The organism is Pseudomonas sp. SDO5522_S412 (assembly GCF_054071215.1).
On record NZ_JBSVWQ010000069.1, the window covers coordinates 1 to 18995 of the forward strand.

Annotated in this window: 20 protein-coding genes; 14 read left to right on the plus strand and 6 right to left on the minus strand. The window is 61.8% G+C overall.

Going from position 1 to position 18995, the window contains the following annotated elements:
* A partial coding sequence (locus ACW9I6_RS16230) for a MerR family DNA-binding protein (protein ID WP_457339531.1) occupies window positions 1-306 on the plus strand: 306 nt, incomplete at its 5' end.
* Between the two features lie 145 nt (window positions 307-451).
* Here the strand turns inward: ACW9I6_RS16230 and ACW9I6_RS16235 are convergent.
* The gene (locus ACW9I6_RS16235) at window positions 452-1351 is read right to left on the minus strand and encodes a PA4780 family RIO1-like protein kinase (protein WP_008438985.1); all 900 of its coding nucleotides are present in this window, start codon (window positions 1349-1351) and stop codon (window positions 452-454) included.
* Window positions 1352-1502: 151 nt separating this feature from the next.
* A complete protein-coding gene (locus ACW9I6_RS16240) occupies window positions 1503-2780 on the minus strand; it encodes an acetyl-CoA C-acetyltransferase (RefSeq protein ID WP_457339532.1) in 1278 nt (425 codons plus the stop codon).
* Window positions 2781-2894: 114 nt separating this feature from the next.
* Here ACW9I6_RS16240 and ACW9I6_RS16245 point away from each other — a divergent pair, with 114 nt between their 5' ends.
* The 5 genes from ACW9I6_RS16245 (at window position 2895) to ACW9I6_RS16265 (ending at window position 9000) form a co-directional block, all read left to right on the plus strand.
* Window positions 2895-4247, plus strand: coding sequence for a 3-oxoacyl-ACP reductase (locus ACW9I6_RS16245; RefSeq protein WP_457339533.1), 1353 nt, complete (start codon window positions 2895-2897; stop codon window positions 4245-4247).
* Window positions 4248-4249: 2 nt separating this feature from the next.
* On the plus strand, window positions 4250-5098 hold the full coding sequence (locus ACW9I6_RS16250; RefSeq protein WP_134325672.1) for a MaoC family dehydratase: 849 nt from the start codon (window positions 4250-4252) through the stop codon (window positions 5096-5098).
* A gap of 380 nt (window positions 5099-5478) precedes the next feature.
* The gene (locus ACW9I6_RS16255) at window positions 5479-5865 is read left to right on the plus strand and encodes a hypothetical protein (protein ID WP_457339534.1); all 387 of its coding nucleotides are present in this window, start codon (window positions 5479-5481) and stop codon (window positions 5863-5865) included.
* Between the two features lie 8 nt (window positions 5866-5873).
* Window positions 5874-7139, plus strand: a complete 1266-nt coding sequence (locus ACW9I6_RS16260) for a collagen-like triple helix repeat-containing protein (protein WP_003212892.1) — start codon at window positions 5874-5876, stop codon at window positions 7137-7139.
* Between the two features lie 175 nt (window positions 7140-7314).
* Complete coding sequence (locus ACW9I6_RS16265) at window positions 7315-9000, plus strand: ShlB/FhaC/HecB family hemolysin secretion/activation protein (RefSeq protein WP_102605226.1); 1686 nt, start codon at window positions 7315-7317, stop codon at window positions 8998-9000.
* 115 nt (window positions 9001-9115) lie between these two features.
* Here ACW9I6_RS16265 and ACW9I6_RS16270 read toward each other — a convergent pair whose 3' ends face one another.
* Together ACW9I6_RS16270 and ACW9I6_RS16275 are read right to left on the minus strand one after the other, a co-directional pair.
* Window positions 9116-9523 carry a response regulator gene (locus ACW9I6_RS16270; RefSeq protein ID WP_102605225.1) on the minus strand — a complete coding sequence of 136 codons (408 nt, stop codon included), beginning with the start codon at window positions 9521-9523 and terminating at the stop codon, window positions 9116-9118.
* Window positions 9524-9589: 66 nt separating this feature from the next.
* On the minus strand, window positions 9590-9781 hold the full coding sequence (locus ACW9I6_RS16275) for a Flp family type IVb pilin (protein ID WP_102605224.1): 192 nt from the start codon (window positions 9779-9781) through the stop codon (window positions 9590-9592).
* Window positions 9782-10096: 315 nt separating this feature from the next.
* Between ACW9I6_RS16275 and cpaB the strand changes: the two genes are divergently transcribed.
* The 8 genes from cpaB to ACW9I6_RS16315 are packed head-to-tail and all read left to right on the plus strand — an operon-like array spanning window position 10097 to window position 17542.
* Window positions 10097-11032: a Flp pilus assembly protein CpaB gene (gene cpaB, locus ACW9I6_RS16280; protein ID WP_102605223.1), complete on the plus strand. Its 936-nt coding sequence runs from the start codon at window positions 10097-10099 to the stop codon at window positions 11030-11032.
* Window positions 11033-11052: 20 nt separating this feature from the next.
* Entirely contained in the window at window positions 11053-12276 is a 1224-nt protein-coding gene (locus ACW9I6_RS16285) for a type II and III secretion system protein family protein (protein ID WP_003212903.1), read from the plus strand.
* On the plus strand, window positions 12273-13463 hold the full coding sequence (locus ACW9I6_RS16290; protein WP_003212905.1) for a pilus assembly protein CpaE: 1191 nt from the start codon (window positions 12273-12275) through the stop codon (window positions 13461-13463). The genes ACW9I6_RS16285 and ACW9I6_RS16290 overlap by 4 nt, the downstream gene beginning before the upstream one ends.
* The gene (locus tag ACW9I6_RS16295) at window positions 13460-14731 is read left to right on the plus strand and encodes a CpaF family protein (protein WP_003212907.1); all 1272 of its coding nucleotides are present in this window, start codon (window positions 13460-13462) and stop codon (window positions 14729-14731) included. The genes ACW9I6_RS16290 and ACW9I6_RS16295 overlap by 4 nt, the downstream gene beginning before the upstream one ends.
* A gap of 11 nt (window positions 14732-14742) precedes the next feature.
* Window positions 14743-15627 carry a type II secretion system F family protein gene (locus tag ACW9I6_RS16300; RefSeq protein ID WP_102605222.1) on the plus strand — a complete coding sequence of 295 codons (885 nt, stop codon included), beginning with the start codon at window positions 14743-14745 and terminating at the stop codon, window positions 15625-15627.
* 1 nt (window position 15628) lies between these two features.
* Window positions 15629-16513, plus strand: a complete 885-nt coding sequence (locus tag ACW9I6_RS16305) for a type II secretion system F family protein (RefSeq protein ID WP_102605221.1) — start codon at window positions 15629-15631, stop codon at window positions 16511-16513.
* Window positions 16514-16524: 11 nt separating this feature from the next.
* Window positions 16525-17247, plus strand: a complete 723-nt coding sequence (locus tag ACW9I6_RS16310) for a tetratricopeptide repeat protein (RefSeq protein ID WP_003212912.1) — start codon at window positions 16525-16527, stop codon at window positions 17245-17247.
* A gap of 22 nt (window positions 17248-17269) precedes the next feature.
* A complete protein-coding gene (locus ACW9I6_RS16315; protein WP_003212913.1) occupies window positions 17270-17542 on the plus strand; it encodes a DUF3613 domain-containing protein in 273 nt (90 codons plus the stop codon).
* On the opposite strand, the gene ACW9I6_RS16320 is transcribed toward ACW9I6_RS16315, so the two are convergent.
* Window positions 17539-18327, minus strand: coding sequence for a response regulator transcription factor (locus ACW9I6_RS16320; RefSeq protein ID WP_003212915.1), 789 nt, complete (start codon window positions 18325-18327; stop codon window positions 17539-17541). The two genes, ACW9I6_RS16315 and ACW9I6_RS16320, sit on opposite strands and share 4 nt — an antisense overlap.
* A gap of 114 nt (window positions 18328-18441) precedes the next feature.
* Window positions 18442-18927, minus strand: a complete 486-nt coding sequence (locus tag ACW9I6_RS16325; RefSeq protein ID WP_003212917.1) for a prepilin peptidase — start codon at window positions 18925-18927, stop codon at window positions 18442-18444.
* Window positions 18928-18995: the final 68 nt, after the last annotated feature.

The window sequence follows — 18995 nt, forward strand, 5'->3', positions numbered from 1 at the left end:
CACATTTGGATATCCACTCGCCGTTGGATCACTGCATCCAGGGCGGCGGTGGCGGTTCTCCCGACGCCTTGCTCGGTGGCGCATCGTCTGCCGCACGAGTTGCTGACCCTCTGGCAGGACCGGGGCCGTGCGAGTGCCGACCTGAAGGCGCTGGCCCGCCAGCATATCGATGAGCTGAACCAGAAGATCCGCGAGTTGGGGCAGTTGCGCGATACGTTGCAGGACCTGGTGGAACACTGCCAGGGCGATCACCGGCCGGATTGCCCGATTCTCAAGGAGTTGGCGTCGGGCAGTTGTTGCACCTGAGCAAGTTTAACCAGGCATGCACGGAACCTAATGTGGGAGCGGGCTTGCTCGCGAATGCGGAGTGTCAGTCAATACATCAGTTGACTGAACCAGCGCTTTCGCGAGCAAGCCCGCTCCCACATTTGGATATCCACTCGCCGTTGGATCACTGCATCCAGGGCGGCGGTGGCGGCTCTTCCGACGCCTTGCTCGGTGGCGCATCGTCTGCCGCGCGAATCGCCTGGCGACGCTCTTCATCGAGCCGCGCCGCTTCGATCTCGCGGATAACACCGCCCACGTCAGCCAGCTCTTCCGGTTCGTCGAACTCGCCGGTCAACACACTGGCCGGGTGCAGAGTGCCGGCTTCATACAGCGCCCACATCTCCTTGGCGTACTTGGTCTTCTTCAATTCCGGGGCAAAGCGCCCGAAGTAGGAAGCCATGTTGCCCACATCCCGTTCCAGCATGCTGAACGCGTGGTTGTTGCCCGCTGCATCCACCGCCTGAGGCAGGTCGATGATCACCGGGCCCGTCGGCGTCAGCAGCACGTTGAACTCGGAAAGGTCACCGTGCACCAGGCCGGTACACAACATCAGCACGATCTGGGTAATCAGGAAGGCGTGGTATTCGCGGGCCTGGTCCGGCTCCAGCGTCACGTCGTTCAAACGTGGCGCCGCGTCGCCGTATTCATCGGCCACCAGCTCCATCAGCAGCACGCCTTCGAGGAAGTCGTACGGCTTGGGCACGCGAACACCCGCACCGGCCAGGCGAAACAGCGCCGCTACCTCAGCGTTCTGCCAGGCATCTTCGGTTTCTTTCTTGCCGAACTTGGAGCCCTTGGCCATGGCCCGGGCCTGACGGCTGTTGCGGACCTTGCGGCCTTCCTGGTATTCGGACGCCTGACGAAAACTTCGTTTATTCGCCTCCTTGTAGACCTTGGCGCAACGTAACTCGTTGCCGCAGCGCACCACGTAAACAGCTGCTTCTTTACCACTCATGAGTGGGCGCAGCACCTCGTCGACCAGACCGTCCTCGATCAGGGGTTCAATGCGTTTAGGAGTCTTCATCAGCTTTTATTGTGGGTCCTTTATTACCAAACACGCGTATGGCACTCGTTATACGGCAATCCTCTCGCCGCGGGGAGAGGGTACCGACCTTTGACCGCTTAAGAATGCATCCAATATGCCAAATTGACCGGCGGCCCGATCATAGCCGAGATCAGCGCTCAATAATCGCGGTGACGCCCTGGCCCCCGGCGGCGCAGATCGAGATCAGGCCCCGGCCCTTGCCGGCTGCGTCCAGCAGCTTGGCCAGGTTGGCGACGATACGCCCGCCCGTGGCAGCAAACGGATGGCCGGCGGCCAATGAGCTGCCCTTGACGTTCAAGCGGCGGCGGTCGATAGAGCCCAGCGGTGCGTCCAGCCCCAGGCGGGTCTTGCAGTATTCCGGATCTTCCCAGGCTTTCAGTGTGCACAACACTTGGGCAGCAAAGGCTTCGTGAATCTCGTAGTAATCGAAGTCCTGCAGGGTCAGGCCATTCCTCGCCAGCAGGCGAGGCACGGCGTACACCGGCGCCATCAGCAGGCCTTCGGCGCCGTTGACGAAATCCACCGCCGCCGCTTCGCCATCGCGCAGGTAGGCGAGAATCGGCAAGCCGCGCTCCTTGGCCCAGGCTTCACTGCCCAGCAGCACCAACGAGGCGCCGTCGGTCAGCGGTGTCGAGTTACCGGCGGTGAGGGTGCCCTTTTCACTGCGCTCGAAGGCGGGCTTGAGGCTGGCGAGTTTTTCCAGGGTCAGGTCGGGGCGCAGGTTGTTGTCGCGGGTCAGGCCAAGAAAGGGCGTGAGCAAATCGTTTTGCCAGCCTTCGGCGTAGGACGCGGCCATTTTCAGGTGGCTTTCCAATGCCAGTTGATCCTGCTCGGCGCGGGGGATCTGCCAGGTCTGCGCCATCAACTCGCAATGCTGGCCCATGGACAACCCGGTGCGCGGTTCGCCGTTGCGCGGCAGCTCCGGCTTGAGGTGATGGGGACGAAGTTGTAACAAGACTTTAAGTTTATCCGCCATGGATTTGCTGCGATTGGCTTGCAGCAGGATTTTGCGCAGGCCCTCATTCACCCCGATAGGCGCGTCGGACGTAGTGTCGACGCCGCCGGCAATCCCGCTTTCGATCTGCCCCAGCGCAATCTTGTTCGCCACCAGCAACGCGGCTTCCAGCCCCGTGCCACAGGCCTGCTGAATATCGTAGGCCGGGGTTTGCGGCGACAGGCGCGAGCCCAGCACGCACTCGCGGGTCAGGTTGAAGTCGCGGGAATGCTTGAGCACCGCCCCGGCGGCCACCTCGCCAATACGCAGGCCGTGCAGGTTGTAGCGTTCGATCAGGCCTTCGAGGGCGGCGGTCAACATCGCCTGGTTGCTCGCCGTGGCGTAAGGGCCGTTGGAGCGGGCGAAGGGGATGCGGTTACCGCCAATGATCGCTACACGGCGCAATTGAGTCATGGAAAGCTCCCTTGAGGTTATGGGGTGAATCTCTGAGCCTAGCCTAGGCTCAATCGAACGACTTTCACCTATTGATGGTCCACCGTTTGAACCCCAGCACTCGGAGAGCGTTCCATGTCTGACCGTTATATCGACTTCGCCAACTCCAGCCTCGGCCATCGCCTGGTCGCCGCCATTGGCCTGCCGTCACCGGTACGCCTGGAACGCTGGCAGGCCGGACGCCTGCGCCCGGTGGAGGGTGCGCTGCTGATCGGCGGCGGCCCGCTGGCGACAAAAATCCTGCCATTCGCCAACAAGCTGACCGACGCTATCTATAGCTACGCCACCGAACCGTCGACGGCAACCACCTGGATTCCCGGCCACGGGCCCAAGCTCAAGGCCGTGGTATTCGACGCCAGCCAACTGCAGCACACCGATCAACTCAAACAGCTGCGGGAGTTCTTTCAGCCGTTGATGAAGAACCTCGACCACAGCGCGCACCTGGTGATCCTTGGCCGCGCCCCGGAAAGCCTCGGCGACCCGTTTGCCGCCAGTGCCCAACGGGCCCTTGAAGGCTTCAGCCGGTCGCTGGCCAAAGAGCTGCGCAGCGGCGGCGTCCTGCAATTGCTGTACGTGGGCGACGGGGCCGAGGATCAATTGGAGGGTGCGTTGCGGTTCTTCCTCTCGCCGAAAAGTGCCTATATCTCCGGCCAGGTCATTCGCTTGAACCCTTGCGCGACCCAGGTCGCGGACTGGACGCGCCCGCTCGCCGGGCACAAGGCCCTGGTGACCGGCGCCGCCCGCGGCATCGGTGCCTCGATCGCCGAAACCCTGGCCCGCGACGGTGCCGAGGTGATCCTGCTGGACGTGCCACAAGCCAAGGCCGACCTCGATGCCCTGGCCGCGCGCCTGGGCGCCCGCAGCATCGCCCTGGATATCTGCGCCGAAGACGCCGCCACCCAACTGATCGAACACCTGCCGGACGGCATCGACATCGTGGTGCACAACGCCGGCATCACCCGCGATAAAACCCTGGCCAACATGACGCCGGAATATTGGGACGCAGTCTTGGCGGTCAATCTCAACGCGCCGCAAGTGCTGACCAAGGCGCTGCTGGACAGCGGCACCCTGCACGACAACGGTCGCGTGGTGCTGCTGGCATCCATCAGCGGCATCGCCGGCAACCGCGGGCAAACCAACTACGCCGCGAGCAAGGCCGGGCTGATTGGCCTGGCCCAGGCTTGGGCGCCGTTGCTCGGTGAGCGCGGGATCAGCATCAATGCCGTGGCCCCAGGCTTTATCGAAACCCAGATGACCGCACACATTCCCTTCGCCCTGCGTGAGGCCGGGCGCCGCATGAGTTCGCTGGGCCAGGGCGGCTTGCCCCAGGACGTCGCCGAGGCGGTGGCCTGGCTCGGCCAGCCGGGCTCGGGCGCGGTCAGCGGGCAGGCACTTCGGGTGTGCGGGCAAAGTCTATTGGGAGCGTAAGCATGGAGTGGCACACATTAGGCAGCACCCCGTTCCTGCCGCCGCTGTATTGGCGCGCGGCACTCAAGCGCAAGATCACCGGTACCACGTTGCCCGAGCAAGGGTTGCGCTGCCGAGTCAGTGTGAACCCCAGGGAAGTCGCGGCCTATCGCAAGGTCTGCGGGTTTGCCGACAGCCCGGTCTTGCCGGCCACCTATCCGCATATCCTGGCATTCGGCCTGCAGATGCAATTGCTCACCGACAAGGCATTTCCTTTCCCGCTGCTGGGATTGATCCACCTGAGCAACCGGATCCGCATCCTGCGCCCGTTGGGCGGTGTGAGTGACTTGACGGTCGGCGTTTACGCGCAGAATTTGCAGCCCCATGCCAAGGGCGCGACATTCGATATTGTGACCACAGTCGAAGATTCACTGGGGCTACTGTGGGAAGCGCAAAGCCGGATGCTCTGTCGCGGTGTGAAACTCGATGGCGAAGCAACGGACAACCCGCTGCAACCCCCTGCTGCTGTCGCCGAACTGACCCGCTGGAAAGCCCCCGCCGATGTTGGCCGCCGCTACGCCCGGGTGTCCGGCGACTACAACCCGATTCACTTGAGCGCCCTCACTGCCAGGTTATTCGGCTTTCCCCAGGCCATCGCCCATGGGCTGTGGAACAAGGCCCGCACACTGGCGGCACTGAGTGAGCATTTGCCAGCCGCCAATCTCGAGATAGATGTCGAGTTTAAAAAGCCGGTGCGCTTGCCCAGTGAGGTAACGTTGTTCACGAGCGCCCCCGGCTCCAGCGGTGAGCTGCAACTTAAAGGCGCCGGGGACATTGAACACATGGTCGGCCGCTGGCGGCCCATCGCCTGATAAATTGTATATATACATCTTAAGTTATAGCGAGCTATCGATAGCTCGCTACTCTTATCAACTCATTGATTTTAATAAACTTACAACTTAAACACCGCTGCCTTCTACACCCTTGGTATTAGTCGTTAAGCAAACTAACTCTTCGTGTATATAAATCGTTAATACCAAGTTGAGCGTTGCGAGAGCGCGCACCCGGGACTGTTATAGCCATAACGGACGAATGTATCGCTGTCCCTAGAAACAGCGAACTTCGAAAACAACAAAGGCTGTACCAGGTGCAAGGAACTCAATCATGAAAACTCAAGTCGTGTTGTGGAAAGCAAGTACCGCGCTGGCCCTGATTCTGGCAGTAAGCCTCGGAGGCTGCAGCAGCGGTGGTGGTGGTCATCACAGTAGCGTCGCAGCCTCCTCTCCGGATGCTGGCGGCGGTACTGGCGGTGGAACAGGTGGAGGCACCGGCGGCGGTACCGGTGGTGGCACTGGCGGCGGCACTGATGGAGGTACCGGTGGTGGCACCGGCGGCGGCACTGGTGGAGGTACCGGTGGTGGCACTGGTGGAGGCACCGGCGGAGGCACCGGCGGAGGCACCGGCGGAGGCACCGGCGGAGGCACTGGTGGAGGTACCGGCGGCGGTACCGGCGGCGGTACCGGTGGTGGCACCGGCGGCGGCACTGGTGGAGGTACCGGTGGCGGCACTGGCGGTGGTACTGGCGGTGGTACTGGCGGCGGCACCGGCTCGACCACTCCCCTGGTCACCGGCCAGGTAGTAGGCGCTGTGGGCGGTGTCGTCGGTAATGTCGGCACCACGGTAGGTAACCTGGGCACGACCCTGACCACGGTTCCCATTGTCGGCACCACTGCCGGCGGGCTGGTCACCGCGACAGGCACCGCCGTCAACAGTATCGGCGGCGGCTTGAGCAACGGCCTGGGCACGCTGGGTACCAATAGCAACTCCGTGGGCACAACCGTTGCCGGTGTGGCCGATGGCGTTGCCGACCTGGGCACCGGCGTTTCCAACACCGGCAAATCCCTGGGCACCACCCTCGGCGGCATTCCCGTCGTCGGCGGCTTGACCGGTGGCGTGGGCGGTGCGGCAGGTGGCGTGGTTGATCAGGTCGGCCAGGCCGTCACCATGCTCGGCGATACCTTGAGCACTGCCAGCACCACCGGGCCATTGGGCAGCGTGACCAATACGGTGGGTAAAAGCGTATTGGTACCGGTGGTCTCCCTGGTGGAAAACACCACCGGCAACCTGGGCAATAAAACAGGCCTGGGCAACCCGGTCGGCGGCGTACTGGATAAAGTCGGCTCCACTGTCACCGGCCTTGGCGGCCAGGTGGCCAGCGCCGGCGGCGCAGGCAACCCTGTCGGGACACTCGTCGGTGGCGTGTTGACGGGTGTTGGCACCACCCTTGATAAGTCGAGCGGTTACGTCAACCCGGCCACCACGACCCCTCAATCGGGCCTGCCTGAACTCGTCGGCGGTCTTGTCGCCAACGTCGGCAACGGCCTGAATGCCGGCAACACCAACGGCACTGTCAGTGCAGCCGGTGTAACCGGTGGCCAAGTGGGTAACACCGTCGCGTCGCTCGGCACCCTGATCGGTGGCAATGGCGTGGCCAACACTGCAGCCACGGCTCCTGTTGCAGGCCTGGCGACCAATGTCGGCACCGCACTCAACCCAGTGACCTCGGGTGTTGCCAACCTGACGCAAAACATCGGCACCAGCACCGGGATCGGCGCACCGGTGAATGGTCTGGTTACCCAGGTCGGCGGCGCAGTCAGCAGCCTGGGCACCAACCTGACGGCGGCGAATGCCAATCCGGTGACTAACGCTGTGGGCGGTACCCTGAATGCCGTCGGCAATACCGTCGGCTCGGTGGGTGGCCTGGTAACCGGCGGCACCAGCAGTAACGGTGGCGGTCTGCTCGGTGGCTTGAACGTGGGTGCCGGTGCCACCGCTACGGGCACTGCCAATGCAAATGCAAACACAGGCGGCGGCCTGGGAGGTCTGCTCGGTGGGCTGACCGGCAAAAAATAGAATTGCACCTGGCCATTAGACGGCCTCCCCTACAGCGCCTACGCTTGGTTGAGACGAGAGATTCCAACGAGTCTCTCGTCTTTTTTATTGGCCAATGAATGGCTTTGCGAACCGTGTCCCAGAACCCGGCGGGCCTAGCGAAAACGCTGCAGCAGTTTTGACCATGGAGTGTCCTATGCGCGCCTTGACGCCTTTGTTTCTGCTCACCCTCATTGCTGCCAGCGTCCATGCCGAGACCCTGCCCAGCTACCTCAACAGCAACGACACCATTCGCAACCTGCCGGTACCCAACCTCCCCGCCGATGCCTATCGCCCGGTCACCCCACAGACACAACTGCCCGAGCCGGCGGCAACACAGGGCCAGCCATTGTTGATGGACACCAAAGTGACCATCCGCAAGCTGCAAATCGACGGTGGGGCGATCTACCCGCTCCAGGATGTGGCCAAGGTTTTCGAACCGCTGATTGGCCATGAAACCAACCTGGCACAACTGATCGAAGCCACCCGCGGCATCACCCGCCGCTACCAGCAGGACGGCTATCTGTTGTCCTACGCGTACCTGCCCGACCAGCGCTTCGAAAACGGCCTGGTGCGCGTGGTGCTGGTGGAGGGCTACATCAAGGATTACAACGTGCAGGGCGACATTGGCTCGGTCTCGGCCTACGTCGACAAACTGGCGGCCAAGCTGCTGGCCGAGCGCCCGCTGACCCGCAAGACCTTCGAACGCTACACCACCTTGATGGGCCGCATTCCAGGTGTAACGCTGCAGGCGCAAGTACCGCCGCCGGGCACCACCGATGGCGGCACGCGCATGCAGATCCAGGCCTCGCGCAAACCCTTCACCAGCAGCATGAGCATGACGGACGACAGCCGTGGCGGCCTGCAAGCCCTGATCACCGGCACCAGCAATTCCCAGACATCCATGGGCGAACAACTGAGCGTCAGCGGCCTGTTCCCGCCCGGCGAGGACAAGGAGCACTACTACCGCCTGGGCTACAGCCAGTTCGTGAATGCCGAGGGCACTCAACTGGTGGTCAACGCCGAGCGCTACCGCGCCGACCCGCGCAGCAACGTGCAGCTGGACGGCGGTTTTGAACTCAAGCCACACCAGGAGGTTGACCGCTACTCCGTCGGCCTCAGCCATCCGCTGATTGCCTCCCCTACCGAGTCATTGACCCTGGGCACGCGACTCTATGCCGTGGACCAGACCACCCGTTATCAACTGGTGGGTTTCCCGCAACGTTTCGACCTGGAAACCAACCTGCGCGCCCTGGCGTTCGAAGGTGACTGGCGCAAATCCGACACGCGCCAACTGCGCATTCTCAGCGCCGGCCTGTACCAGGGCATCGACGGCCTGGGCGCCAGCACCCGGAGTGACTTCGAGGGTATAAAACCCGACATCGACTTCTTCCGCCTGCGCGTCTCGGGCGTACAGAGCGACAAGTTCTTCGACAACTGGCAAGGCGTGGCATCGGGTGCCTTCTACTGGAGCAACGACACCCTGCCCGACAGCGAACGCGCGACGTTCGGCGGGCAGAATTTCGGGCGTGGCTACCCGGATGACCAGGGCTCGGGCGACAAGGGCTGGGGCGTGGCGTATGAGGTCAACTACAGCTTCAACCGCAGCGGTGAATGGGTAAAAATCCTGCAGCCGTACGTGGTGCTCGACAAGGCCAAGACCTGGTTCAACGAACTGCCGGCCAAGGGCAACAACATGTCATCGGCAGCGGTGGGCCTGCGCTTCGGGGATAACAAGTACTACAACATCGCGCTGGAAGCGGCCAAGCCAATGTCGGATATCGCCCTCGACAGCTTCAATCGGCGGCCACGGTATACGCTGAGTTTCAGCTACCAACTCTGAACCCTGTGGGAGCGAGCTTGCTCGCGAAGAACGTCCAGCCAACGCGGGGAACCAGACTGCCCGCGTTATCGTTGACGTTTTTCGCGAGCAAGCCCGCTCCCACACAAGCTCACTCCTACATCAATCTGATCTTGGGGATGGGGAAGAGGTTGTTGAGGGTATCGATCAAGCGCACCAGGTAGATCGGCTTGCGGAACAGGTCCAGCACCTGCAGACGCAGCATGTCACTGACATCATCCATCTCGGCGTGGCCGGACATGACGATCACCGGCAAGTGCTGGCGAGCGGTGTGTTCGCGCAGACGCTTGATCAAGGAAATACCACTTTCCTCGGGCATGCGCAGGTCGGTAATCACCAGTGCGATATCGGGGTGCAGGGTCAGCTCCTGCAAGGCAAAGGTGACCGAGGTCGCGGTAAAACAGACAAAGCCTTCATTCTCCAGCGACTCGGCCAGTTCAATAAGGGCGTCCTCTTCGTCATCCACCAAAAGGATTTGTTGCCGGGGAGGCGAAGAGGAGTTCATGTGGAAATGCCTGATACGCAATAGATCATTCAGCGGAACCTGCACGTGTTTGCGCGAGTACCTGGGTCAGGTATGAATGGCGCCTTGTATCGAAGTAAATACGTTGGTTACCGCCGTCTTGATGGGTGTAATAAAGGCAGCCAGCGCCACGGCAACCATCGCCGCAACCAGTGCGTACTCGATACCCGATGCGCCCTCTTTGGAATAGAAAAAAATCTGGACTTTGATGAAACCCATGCGAATAAGATCAAGGAACATAATGACTTCTCCTTTGCGCCCACGGCGCTGGTATCGCGGCATCACAAAAATGATTTCGGTGTGCCACTAGAGCATTGTCAACAAACCCCAGACCAACAACTGTAAGAACTGATTAATCACAAAGTATTAGTCGGCCGGCTGACGCCAAAAATCCCACTTTCGCAGAGGTTTCTGGAGATATTTTTCGCCCGGTAATGGCGTTTTGTCTTAGCTGAACTACCTTCAAATAGCGAAATAGTTAGAAGCTTGAAGCGATCCGGATACGCAAGCATTAGTGGGAACAGCAGTGGATGCAGCAGGAAAGGGAGAGCCTTCATGAACAGTCGGATTAGCTTGATCCTCGCCGGGCTGCTGTTGGTAGGTGCACTGATTGCAGGCTACTGGGGCCTGGTACTCAGCCGCCCTGCCCCTGTCGCACCGCCCGTGCCCCAAACGCCTGAAGTCGTGCAACCCGTAGCCGAAGACCAGACACGCCAACCCGTGGTGGTGCTGGCCCATGACGTTGCACCTTTTGTTGCGCTCACCGCCGCCGACCTGACCCTGGAAAAACTGCGCACGGTTCCCGCCGGCAGCCTCACCAGCCTCGACCAGGCCGTGGGCAAGATCCCGTGGCGGCCGCTGTCGGCCGGGACCTGGCTGACCGAGGAGAGCTTCAACTCCGGCGGCACCCTGGCGCGAATGATCCGCCCTAACGAACGCGCGCTTGCCGTCGCCGTGGATGAAGTGATCGGCGCCAGCGGGCAACTCTCCCCGGGGGACTATGTGGACGTCCTGCTCTTCCTGCGCCAGGAAGCCAGCAACCCGCAGCAGTCCGCACAAATCGTGGTGCCCGCCTTGCGCCTGCTGGGCGTCGGCGATCAACTGGGGCTGACCAACGACGGCACGCCCGGCTCCGTGCCACCGACCACCCCAGACGAAAAACTCAAGGCGCAGCAGAGTCGCGCCAGCGCGCGCACGGTACTCCTCGCCGTACCGGAGGAGCTCCTGAGCCGGCTGATGCTCGCAGCCCAGTCCGGCGTATTGCGCCTGGCTGTGCGCAGTGCCGACGAACAACTGCTGAGCCAATACTGGGCCGGTGAAACGGAGTCCGCGACCCACCTGGAAAACACCCGGCGCGAGCTCTACCAGTTCAACCAGCTGGCCTTCAGTACAGCGCCGGTCAACGGCCTGAGTCCCGCCGGCAATGGTGCGCCAAGGCGTTCAGGCGTCGAAGTAATACGTGGCAATCAGGTTACCCAACAAACGCCCTGAAAGAGCTAAGGATGCCTTGAATGAGCAGTCGTTTCGTGTGGTCTTTTTCGCGAATTTTCTGGGCACTTCTCACCCTGAGCCTGCCCGTCGGCGTTGCACTGGCAGCACCCGGCAACTGCACGGGCCTGGGCCAGCTGCCGGCGGTGCTGGAGGTGGGTGAAGGCGCTCAACAGGCTATCCAGTCGCCGGTGCCGATTACGCGGCTGGCCATTGGCGATCCGAAAGTGGCCGATGTGCAGGTCAACGGCAACCAGGCGTTCCTGCTCACCGGCATCGCCTCGGGCACCACCAGCCTGATGGTCTGGACGGCCTGCTCCAGCAGCCCGCGCCAAAGCATGGTGTTCGTCAAGGGCAAGGCCACGTCAGCCCTGACCAGCCTGGCCCTGGCGCCGTCCGATGACCCGACGCTGCCCAGCCAGGTGCAAACCGACATCCGCTTTGTGGAAGTGAGCCGCACCAAACTCAAGGAGGCCAGCACCTCGATCTTTGGCCGGGGCGGCAACTTTCTGTTCGGCGCCCCGAACAATGTTGCCAACGCGGCGGCCACAGGATTCCGTGGGCTCCCGGTGAACAACGACACCTTCAACATTGGCTTTGGCGGCGGGCGTGTCTCGGCCATGATCAACGCCCTGGAAAGCAGCGGTTTTGCCTACACCCTGGCCCGGCCGAGCCTGGTGGCGCTCAGTGGACAAAGTGCGACCTTCCTCGCCGGTGGTGAAGTACCGATCCCGGTGCCCAGCAGCGGCAGCAACAGCATCTCCATCGAATACAAAGAGTTCGGTATTCGCCTGACGCTGACCCCGACCGTCATCGACCATGGGCGGATTTCCCTGAAGGTCGCGCCAGAGGTCAGTGAGCTGGACTACAGCAACGCGGTCACCATCCAGGGCATCTCCGTGCCGGCCCTGACCATCCGGCGCACCGACACCAGCATCTCCCTGGCCGACGGCGAAAGCTTCGTGATCAGCGGCCTGATCAGCACCAACAACAGCTCCAACGTGAGCAAATTCCCGGGGCTGGGTGACATCCCGGTCCTCGGTGCGTTCTTTCGCGACTCCAGCATCAACCGCCAGGAAAAAGAGCTGCTGATGATCGTCACCCCGCACCTGGTACAGCCGCTGGCCGCCAACGCCCAGTTGCCCTCGTTGCCTGGGGAAAAACTGCGCAATTACGACCCTAACTGGTACCGCCTGTATTTCCTCGAAAACGGCAATTTCGACCGCCGCAGTGGACTGTCCGAATGAGTGAGAGCCTGAGCCAGACCTTTTTGGCAATTACCCGCAACACCACGGATCTGGAATGGCTTCAGGGCGCACTCGCGCCCCTGGGGCAAGTGGTCAGCGCCGGTGCCGGCAGCCTCGACGAACTGTTGGCACTGGTAGACGTGACGTTCGCCAACCTGGTGTTCATCGGCCTGGACCGGGAACACGTCACCACCCAGTGCGCCCTGATCGAAGGTGCCCTGGAAGCCAAGCCGATGCTTGCCATCGTGGCCTTGGGCGATGGCATGGACAACCAGCTTGTACTGAACGCGATGCGCGCCGGCGCACGGGATTTCGTGGCCTACGGCTCGCGCTCCAGTGAGGTTGCCGGCCTGGTTCGGCGCCTGAGCAAACGCTTGCCGGCGGTCACCCCGAACGCCCATTTGGGCGGGCTGACCGTGCTCTACGGCACCCAAGGCAATGCCGACGGCGCGCTGATCGCCAGCCACCTGGCGCTGGTGGTGCAAAAAAGCGGGCAGCAAACGCTGTTGCTCGACCTGGGCCTGCCACTCGCTGACAGCCTCGCACTGCTGGGGCTGGAGAGTTCTTTTCATTTCGGCGACGCCCTGCGTCACTTGCGGCGCCTGGACTCAACCCTGATCAACAGCGCCTTCACCACCGCCGAAGCCGGTCTGCGCATCCTCGCCTACCACAACAACGATGAGCCCCTGGAACGAACCAGCGCGGCCGAGCTGTACATGTTGCTCAGCGCCCTGCGCCAGCACTTCCAGCACATCGTGGTGAACCTGACCGGCCAACCCGACAGCGAAGCCTTGCGCACCTTTGTCAGCCATTGCGACAAACTGCTGTGGTGCACCGACCAAAGCGTGCCGGACTGCCGTCGCAACCTGGCCGTACTCAACCTGTGGCGGGAAAAAGGCATGAAACTCGACCATGCCCGCCTGCTGGTCGACCGCTACCTCAAGGGGGCCGCCCCGGACTCGGAGGCACTGGGCAAGAGCTTCGGGCTGGAGGTAATCGCCGTACTGCCCTGGAGCCCGGAAGTGCGCCTGAGTGCCAAAAACCAGGCCCAGACCCTGTTCGCCCTGGCCCCACGGGAAGCCCTGACACAGACGTTGCGCAGCTTGGGCGAGCGCCTGGCAAAACGCTCCGAGGGCCTGGAAAAACCCTCCACCAATTGGCTCAACCGCCTTCTGGGGACCAAATGAACGGCGAGAAGCTGTTTGGCGTCGCCCCGCGCGGCAGCGTCGGCAACACCGATCACGACGGCCTGAAGCTGGTGCTGCATCGCTACATCATCGATGCCATCGAGGATTCGGGAAAAAATCTGCTGGAAGGCACACGCCAGTCCCTGGCGCAGTTTGTGATCGACAAGGTGGCCGAATACATCACACGTATGCACCTGGCGATTTCCCGCTATGAGATGGAGCGCCTGGCCGAAGAGATCGTCGATGAGCTGACCGGTTTCGGCCCGCTGGAAGTGCTGCTGCGCGACCCGACCGTCACCGAGATCCTGGTCAACGGCCCGCACCGGGTATTCGTCGAGCGCGATGGCCTGCTGCAACAAAGTGACTTGCGCTTCATTGACGACCACCATGTCGAGCGGGTCATGCAGCGCATCCTCGCGCCCCTGGGACGCCGGCTGGATGAGTCGTCGCCGATGGTCGATGCGCGCCTGCCCGATGGCAGTCGGGTCAATGCGATCATTCCGCCGATTGCCCTGGACGGGCCGTGCCTGTCGATTCGAAAGTTTCGCAAGGACATGCTTAAAAGCAGCGACCTGGTGGCCATGCAAACCATCGACCAGGCCATTTTCGACTTTTTCAAGGAAGCCGTCGGCAAGCGCTGCAACATCCTGATCAGCGGCGGTACCGGCACCGGTAAAACCACACTGCTGAACATTCTCAGCCAGTTGATCAACCCCCGCGAGCGCCTGGTCACCATCGAAGATGTGGCCGAGTTGCAACTGGGCCATCCCCACGTTGTGCGCCTGGAAACCCGCCCACCCAATGCCGAGGGGCATGGGGAAGTGAAGGCCAGTGACTTGATCCGCAACGCCCTGCGGATGCGCCCCGACCGGATCATCCTCGGCGAGATCCGGGGCGTGGAAGTCATCGATGTGTTGACCGCCATGAACACCGGTCACGACGGCTCGATGAGTACCGTGCACGCCAACAACGCCCAGGACGCCTTGCTGCGCCTGGAAACCCTGGTGGGCCTGACCGGCCGGGTCGTCGCGGAAAAAACCCTGCGGCAAATGATCTGCGCGGCGCTGGATGTGGTGATCCAGCTGACGCGCCTGCCCGATGGCCGCCGCTGTGTCAGCGAAGTGGTGGAAGTGGTGGGCATCCGCGAAGACGTGTACGTCACCAACACCCTGTTTCGCCACGACAAGCGCACCGGCTTTGGCTTCCTGCGCGAAGCGGTCAACCCGGCCGGTGACAAGTTGCGTCACGAAGGTCACCTGCCGGTGTAGGAGGCAACCCGATGATCGGTCCGATTCTGCTCGCCCTACTCGCCGTAGCCCTTCTGGTGCTGGGGATAGGCCTGATGCGCAACGGTTTGCGCAAGGCCCAGACCGACCGGGTATTGGAACGCCTGGCCGAAGGGCAACCCCAGGCCAGGAAAGACAACGCGGTGACCACCAGCCTGGAACGCACGTTTATCCGTGCAGGCCTCGGCCGGCCAACCGAGCGCCTCGGCCTGTGGCTGACCCTGTGGGCCTTTGGCGCCCTGCTGGGGGGGCTCGTGGGCCAGTGGATAGGCTTGTTTGTAATGGTGGCGGCACCGCCCTTGGCACTGCGCCTGTACATCGCCGTACGCTACCAGCGGCGGCTGCGCCGGATGATCGAACAACTCCCGCAATTGCTCGATCACGCCGTACGCAGCCTGAAATCCGGACGCACCCTGGCGGACGCCATCCTGAGCGGAATCGATGCCAGTGACGACCCGTTGAAAAAGTCCATGGGCCGTATCAAGCGCAATGTGCAATTGGGTGTCAGCCTGCCGGAGGCCGCTCATGACTATGCCGAGTTTTATGAACAGGATGAATTGCGCCTGTTTGCCCTGGGCCTCAAGGTCAACCACCGCTACGGCGGCAACGCCAGTGAGCTGCTGGAAAACCTGATCAAGATGATCCGCGAGCGCGACCAGGGCGCACGGCAATTACGCGCCATGACCGGTGAAACCCGGGTGACCGCGCTGGTGCTGGCGGTACTGCCGGTGAGTGTCGCGGGCTACTTCCTGCTCGTTAATCCGACGTACCTGATGGCCATGTGGGATGACCACAGCGGCCAACGCCTGATGCTCGGTGCGTTCGCCTTGCAAGTCATCGGATGCGTGGCGCTGTGGCGCATGTTGCGGAGTATCTGAGATGGCGATACTGATCAGTGCCGTATTGTTTCTTGCCGCGTTATCACTGCTGCTGGCGAATATCCTGAGCAGTCGTCGTCAACAACGCGTGGTCGCCCAGCGGCTGCAGGGCGAGCCAGGCCGTAATGACAAAATGAGTGAGTGGTTGCACCAGTTGGGCAGCACCCGGATCGGCCAGCGCACCATCAGCCTCGATAACGAAACCCAAATCCTGCTCAACCGCATGGGCTGGAGAAAAGCCAGCCAACGCTCGATGTTCGCCGCTTGCCAGATCGGTTCACCGATAGTTTTGCTGGGCCTGACCGCGATGACACTGGAGCTGTTCTTTCCCGGCACCGAGCATGGGTGGGTGATCTCCCTGCTGGGCCTGATCATTGGCTACTTGCTGCCCAAGCGAATACTGGTGGCACTCGCCAAAAGGCGCCAGGGGAAAATCTCCCGGGAAGTAGCGACCTTCATCCCCCTGGTGCGCATTCTGTTTGAGTCAGGCATGGCCGTGGAGCAAGCGCTGCGGGTCATGGCCTACGACGCGCAAAAGTTGCTGCCGGTACTGACCGCCGAACTGCGCCTGGTGCTGGCACGCGTCGATTCCGGGCTGGAACTGGGGGAGGAATTGAACAAGGCCAGCCAGATGCTGGACGTGGATGAACTCAGCGACACGTGCCTGATCCTCCAGCAACTTCTGCATCAGGGCGGCGGGGCGATGAAGTCGCTGCAATCGCTCAAGCAGTTGCTGGATGACCGGCGCCTGACCCGCCTGCAGGAATACATTTCCAAGATGTCCGCCAAAATGTCCGTGGTGATGATGCTGTTCCTATTTCCCGCATTACTGATCGTATTGGCCGGCCCTGGCTTTATCGCCATCGCCAAAGCCTTCGTGCCTTGAGAGGACATGCAATGAAGACATTGATGGTCGCCTGCAGCCTGTTGTTGTTAAGTGGTTGCGCCAGTAACGGGCAACTGCCGTGGGCGGGTTTCAGCGCGCAGGGCAGTTGTGCCAAGCCCAACTCCGATCAGGAGTTATCGCTGAACCTGGCCGACGACATGGCCAACGAGGGCAAGCTGCACGCCAGCTTGGCCAACCTGCAAAACCTGCCGGACAACCTGCCCCAGGTGCGCCAGCGCCAGGCCAAGGTGTACCGCCTGCTGGGCCGCAGCGAAGCCGAACCGTTGTACCGCAGCCTGCTCGGCACCTGCATGGCTGCCGAAGGCGAGCACGGGCTCGGCCAGCTGGCAGCGGCCAGGGGAGACAACGGCCAGGCCATGGCGCACTTGCAACGCGCGGCCAGGATGTCGCCCACCGATGAGAAAATCCGCAACGACCTGGGCGTGGTGTACCTCAATCAACGGCGCCTGGAAGACGCGCGCTTCGAATTCCTCACGGCCATGGAACTCAAGCAGAGCGACCAACTGGCCGCGCTCAACCTCGTGACGCTGATGATCTACCAGGACAACTGGGAACAAGCCGCGCAAGTGGCCAGCCGCATGGGCCTGAGCCCGGAACAAGTGACGCAAGCCCAGGCCCGGGCGCAGCAACTCAAGGCGCCCGTCTCAACGGCGACAGCGCCAAAAGATCAGGTCGCAACCGTAGGCGACGTGCTGCAAGCGCCGGTCAAATAGGTCTCTGAAGGGAGTACACACGATGAAACTCACACTGCTCGCCACGCTGCTGTTCGCCAGCCTGCCGCTGACGGTGCTGGCTATTGAGCCGGGGCCTTCTTCGCCACAGCAAAAACAGACCGAAGGCTGGCTGCAACTGCAGGTCAGTGGCGAACGGGCGTCTTCCACCCCGCAAAAGGCCACGCCCGCTGAACGCGACCTGGCCATGCAACGCCTGCTGGACAGTTACAAACACACTATTCCTGAGTACTACGACCAGAAACTGGGCGGCAACACCCCAAGCGGCAGCAACTAATGCGCAGTGACGCGCTGGCGCGCCGCAGAATTGTTCGGCGATAACGCCAGCGCCAACTGGGTTCGGTTGTGCATATGGGTCAGGCGCAGCACTTGGGACACGTAGAGTTTCACGGTGTTTTCAGTGATGCCCAGCTCACAGGCAATCTGGTAGTTGGTCTGGCCCTTGCCTACCAGCCTTGCAACATCCAGTTGGCGGGGCGACAACTGATTGAAGATCGCCGGTATTTCAACCCGGTCAGTGTCGCTGACTTCACCCTCGGCTTCAGTCGACAGGCCGGATTGCGGACTGCTGCGCACCTTGTCGAGGTCATGATAAAGGTCATCGATGGACGCCGAGAGAAACTGCAGCTTCTGGTTCAGGTGCCCCAGGTCGAGATCTTTCTGCCGGTCCTGCAGCGCGACCACCTGGCGTTGCAACCCTTCGAGCAGCTCGCCCAAATTGATCGGCTTCTGGTAGTAATCGGCAATCCCGGCGCGCAAGGCCTTGATCACGTCCTGCTTGTCTGCACGCCCGGTCAGCATGATGGCCTCAAAGACCCGTTGCTTGCCGGCCAGGTGTTGCAGGGCCTGGACCAGTTCGATGCCATCCATCTCGGGCATATGCAGATCGCACAGCACCAGGCCGATCTCGGCATCGTCGCGAAAACGCTCGATGGCTTCCTGGCTGGATGCGCAAGGGACGCAACGGTAACCGTTGCTTTCAAGAAATTCGCAAAGCTCTTCCACGATCAAAGGCTGATCGTCCACCACGAGCACTTTCACTTGAGAGGTAAGCTTGTTCACGCGCTACTCCATGCCTGGCAAGCAAAAGGACCGATGTATCCATTCCGACCATTTTTCCCATACAACTTACCCATAAACGTAGACGTACTTTCCTACTATGTACATAGCGTTACCCTACGTGGCGACTAATGGGATCCAAAACCAGGACAGGCAAAAACCGATCAGTAAAAACGGCACGAACGGCTGCCTGGCCGAATGTGCCGGATCAAGGTACTGCAAGGTGTTCCTAAGCCCTTGATTCATCAGCGGCCACACCCTGGGCGCCAGCAACAGCCAGGCTGCGCTCGCGAGGCCGGCGCCGATAAAAGTGCCCAGTACGTAGAGGTAGTCGGTTGCCAGCCCCAATGCCGCGATCAGCTTCACGTCACCGGCGCCCAGGCGGCCCAGCGCGTACCCCGGCAGGGTGAACAACAACGCCAGGACAAAGGCCACACCGCCCTCGACAGCCGGTGCACCGAGCCAGGTCGTACCGCTCCAGAACAGGTAACCCAACGCCAGCAAGGCTGCGCCGAGGGTCAAACGGTTGGAGACCTGACGTAGACGGATATCTTGCACAGCGCACAGCGCGAGCCAAACGACCAGGACGAGGCTTTGAATCACGTAAAAAAAATCCCTTTTTGCTGAATGATTCTATGCTGATATCAGGTAGTTGTAGTCAGGGTAGACGA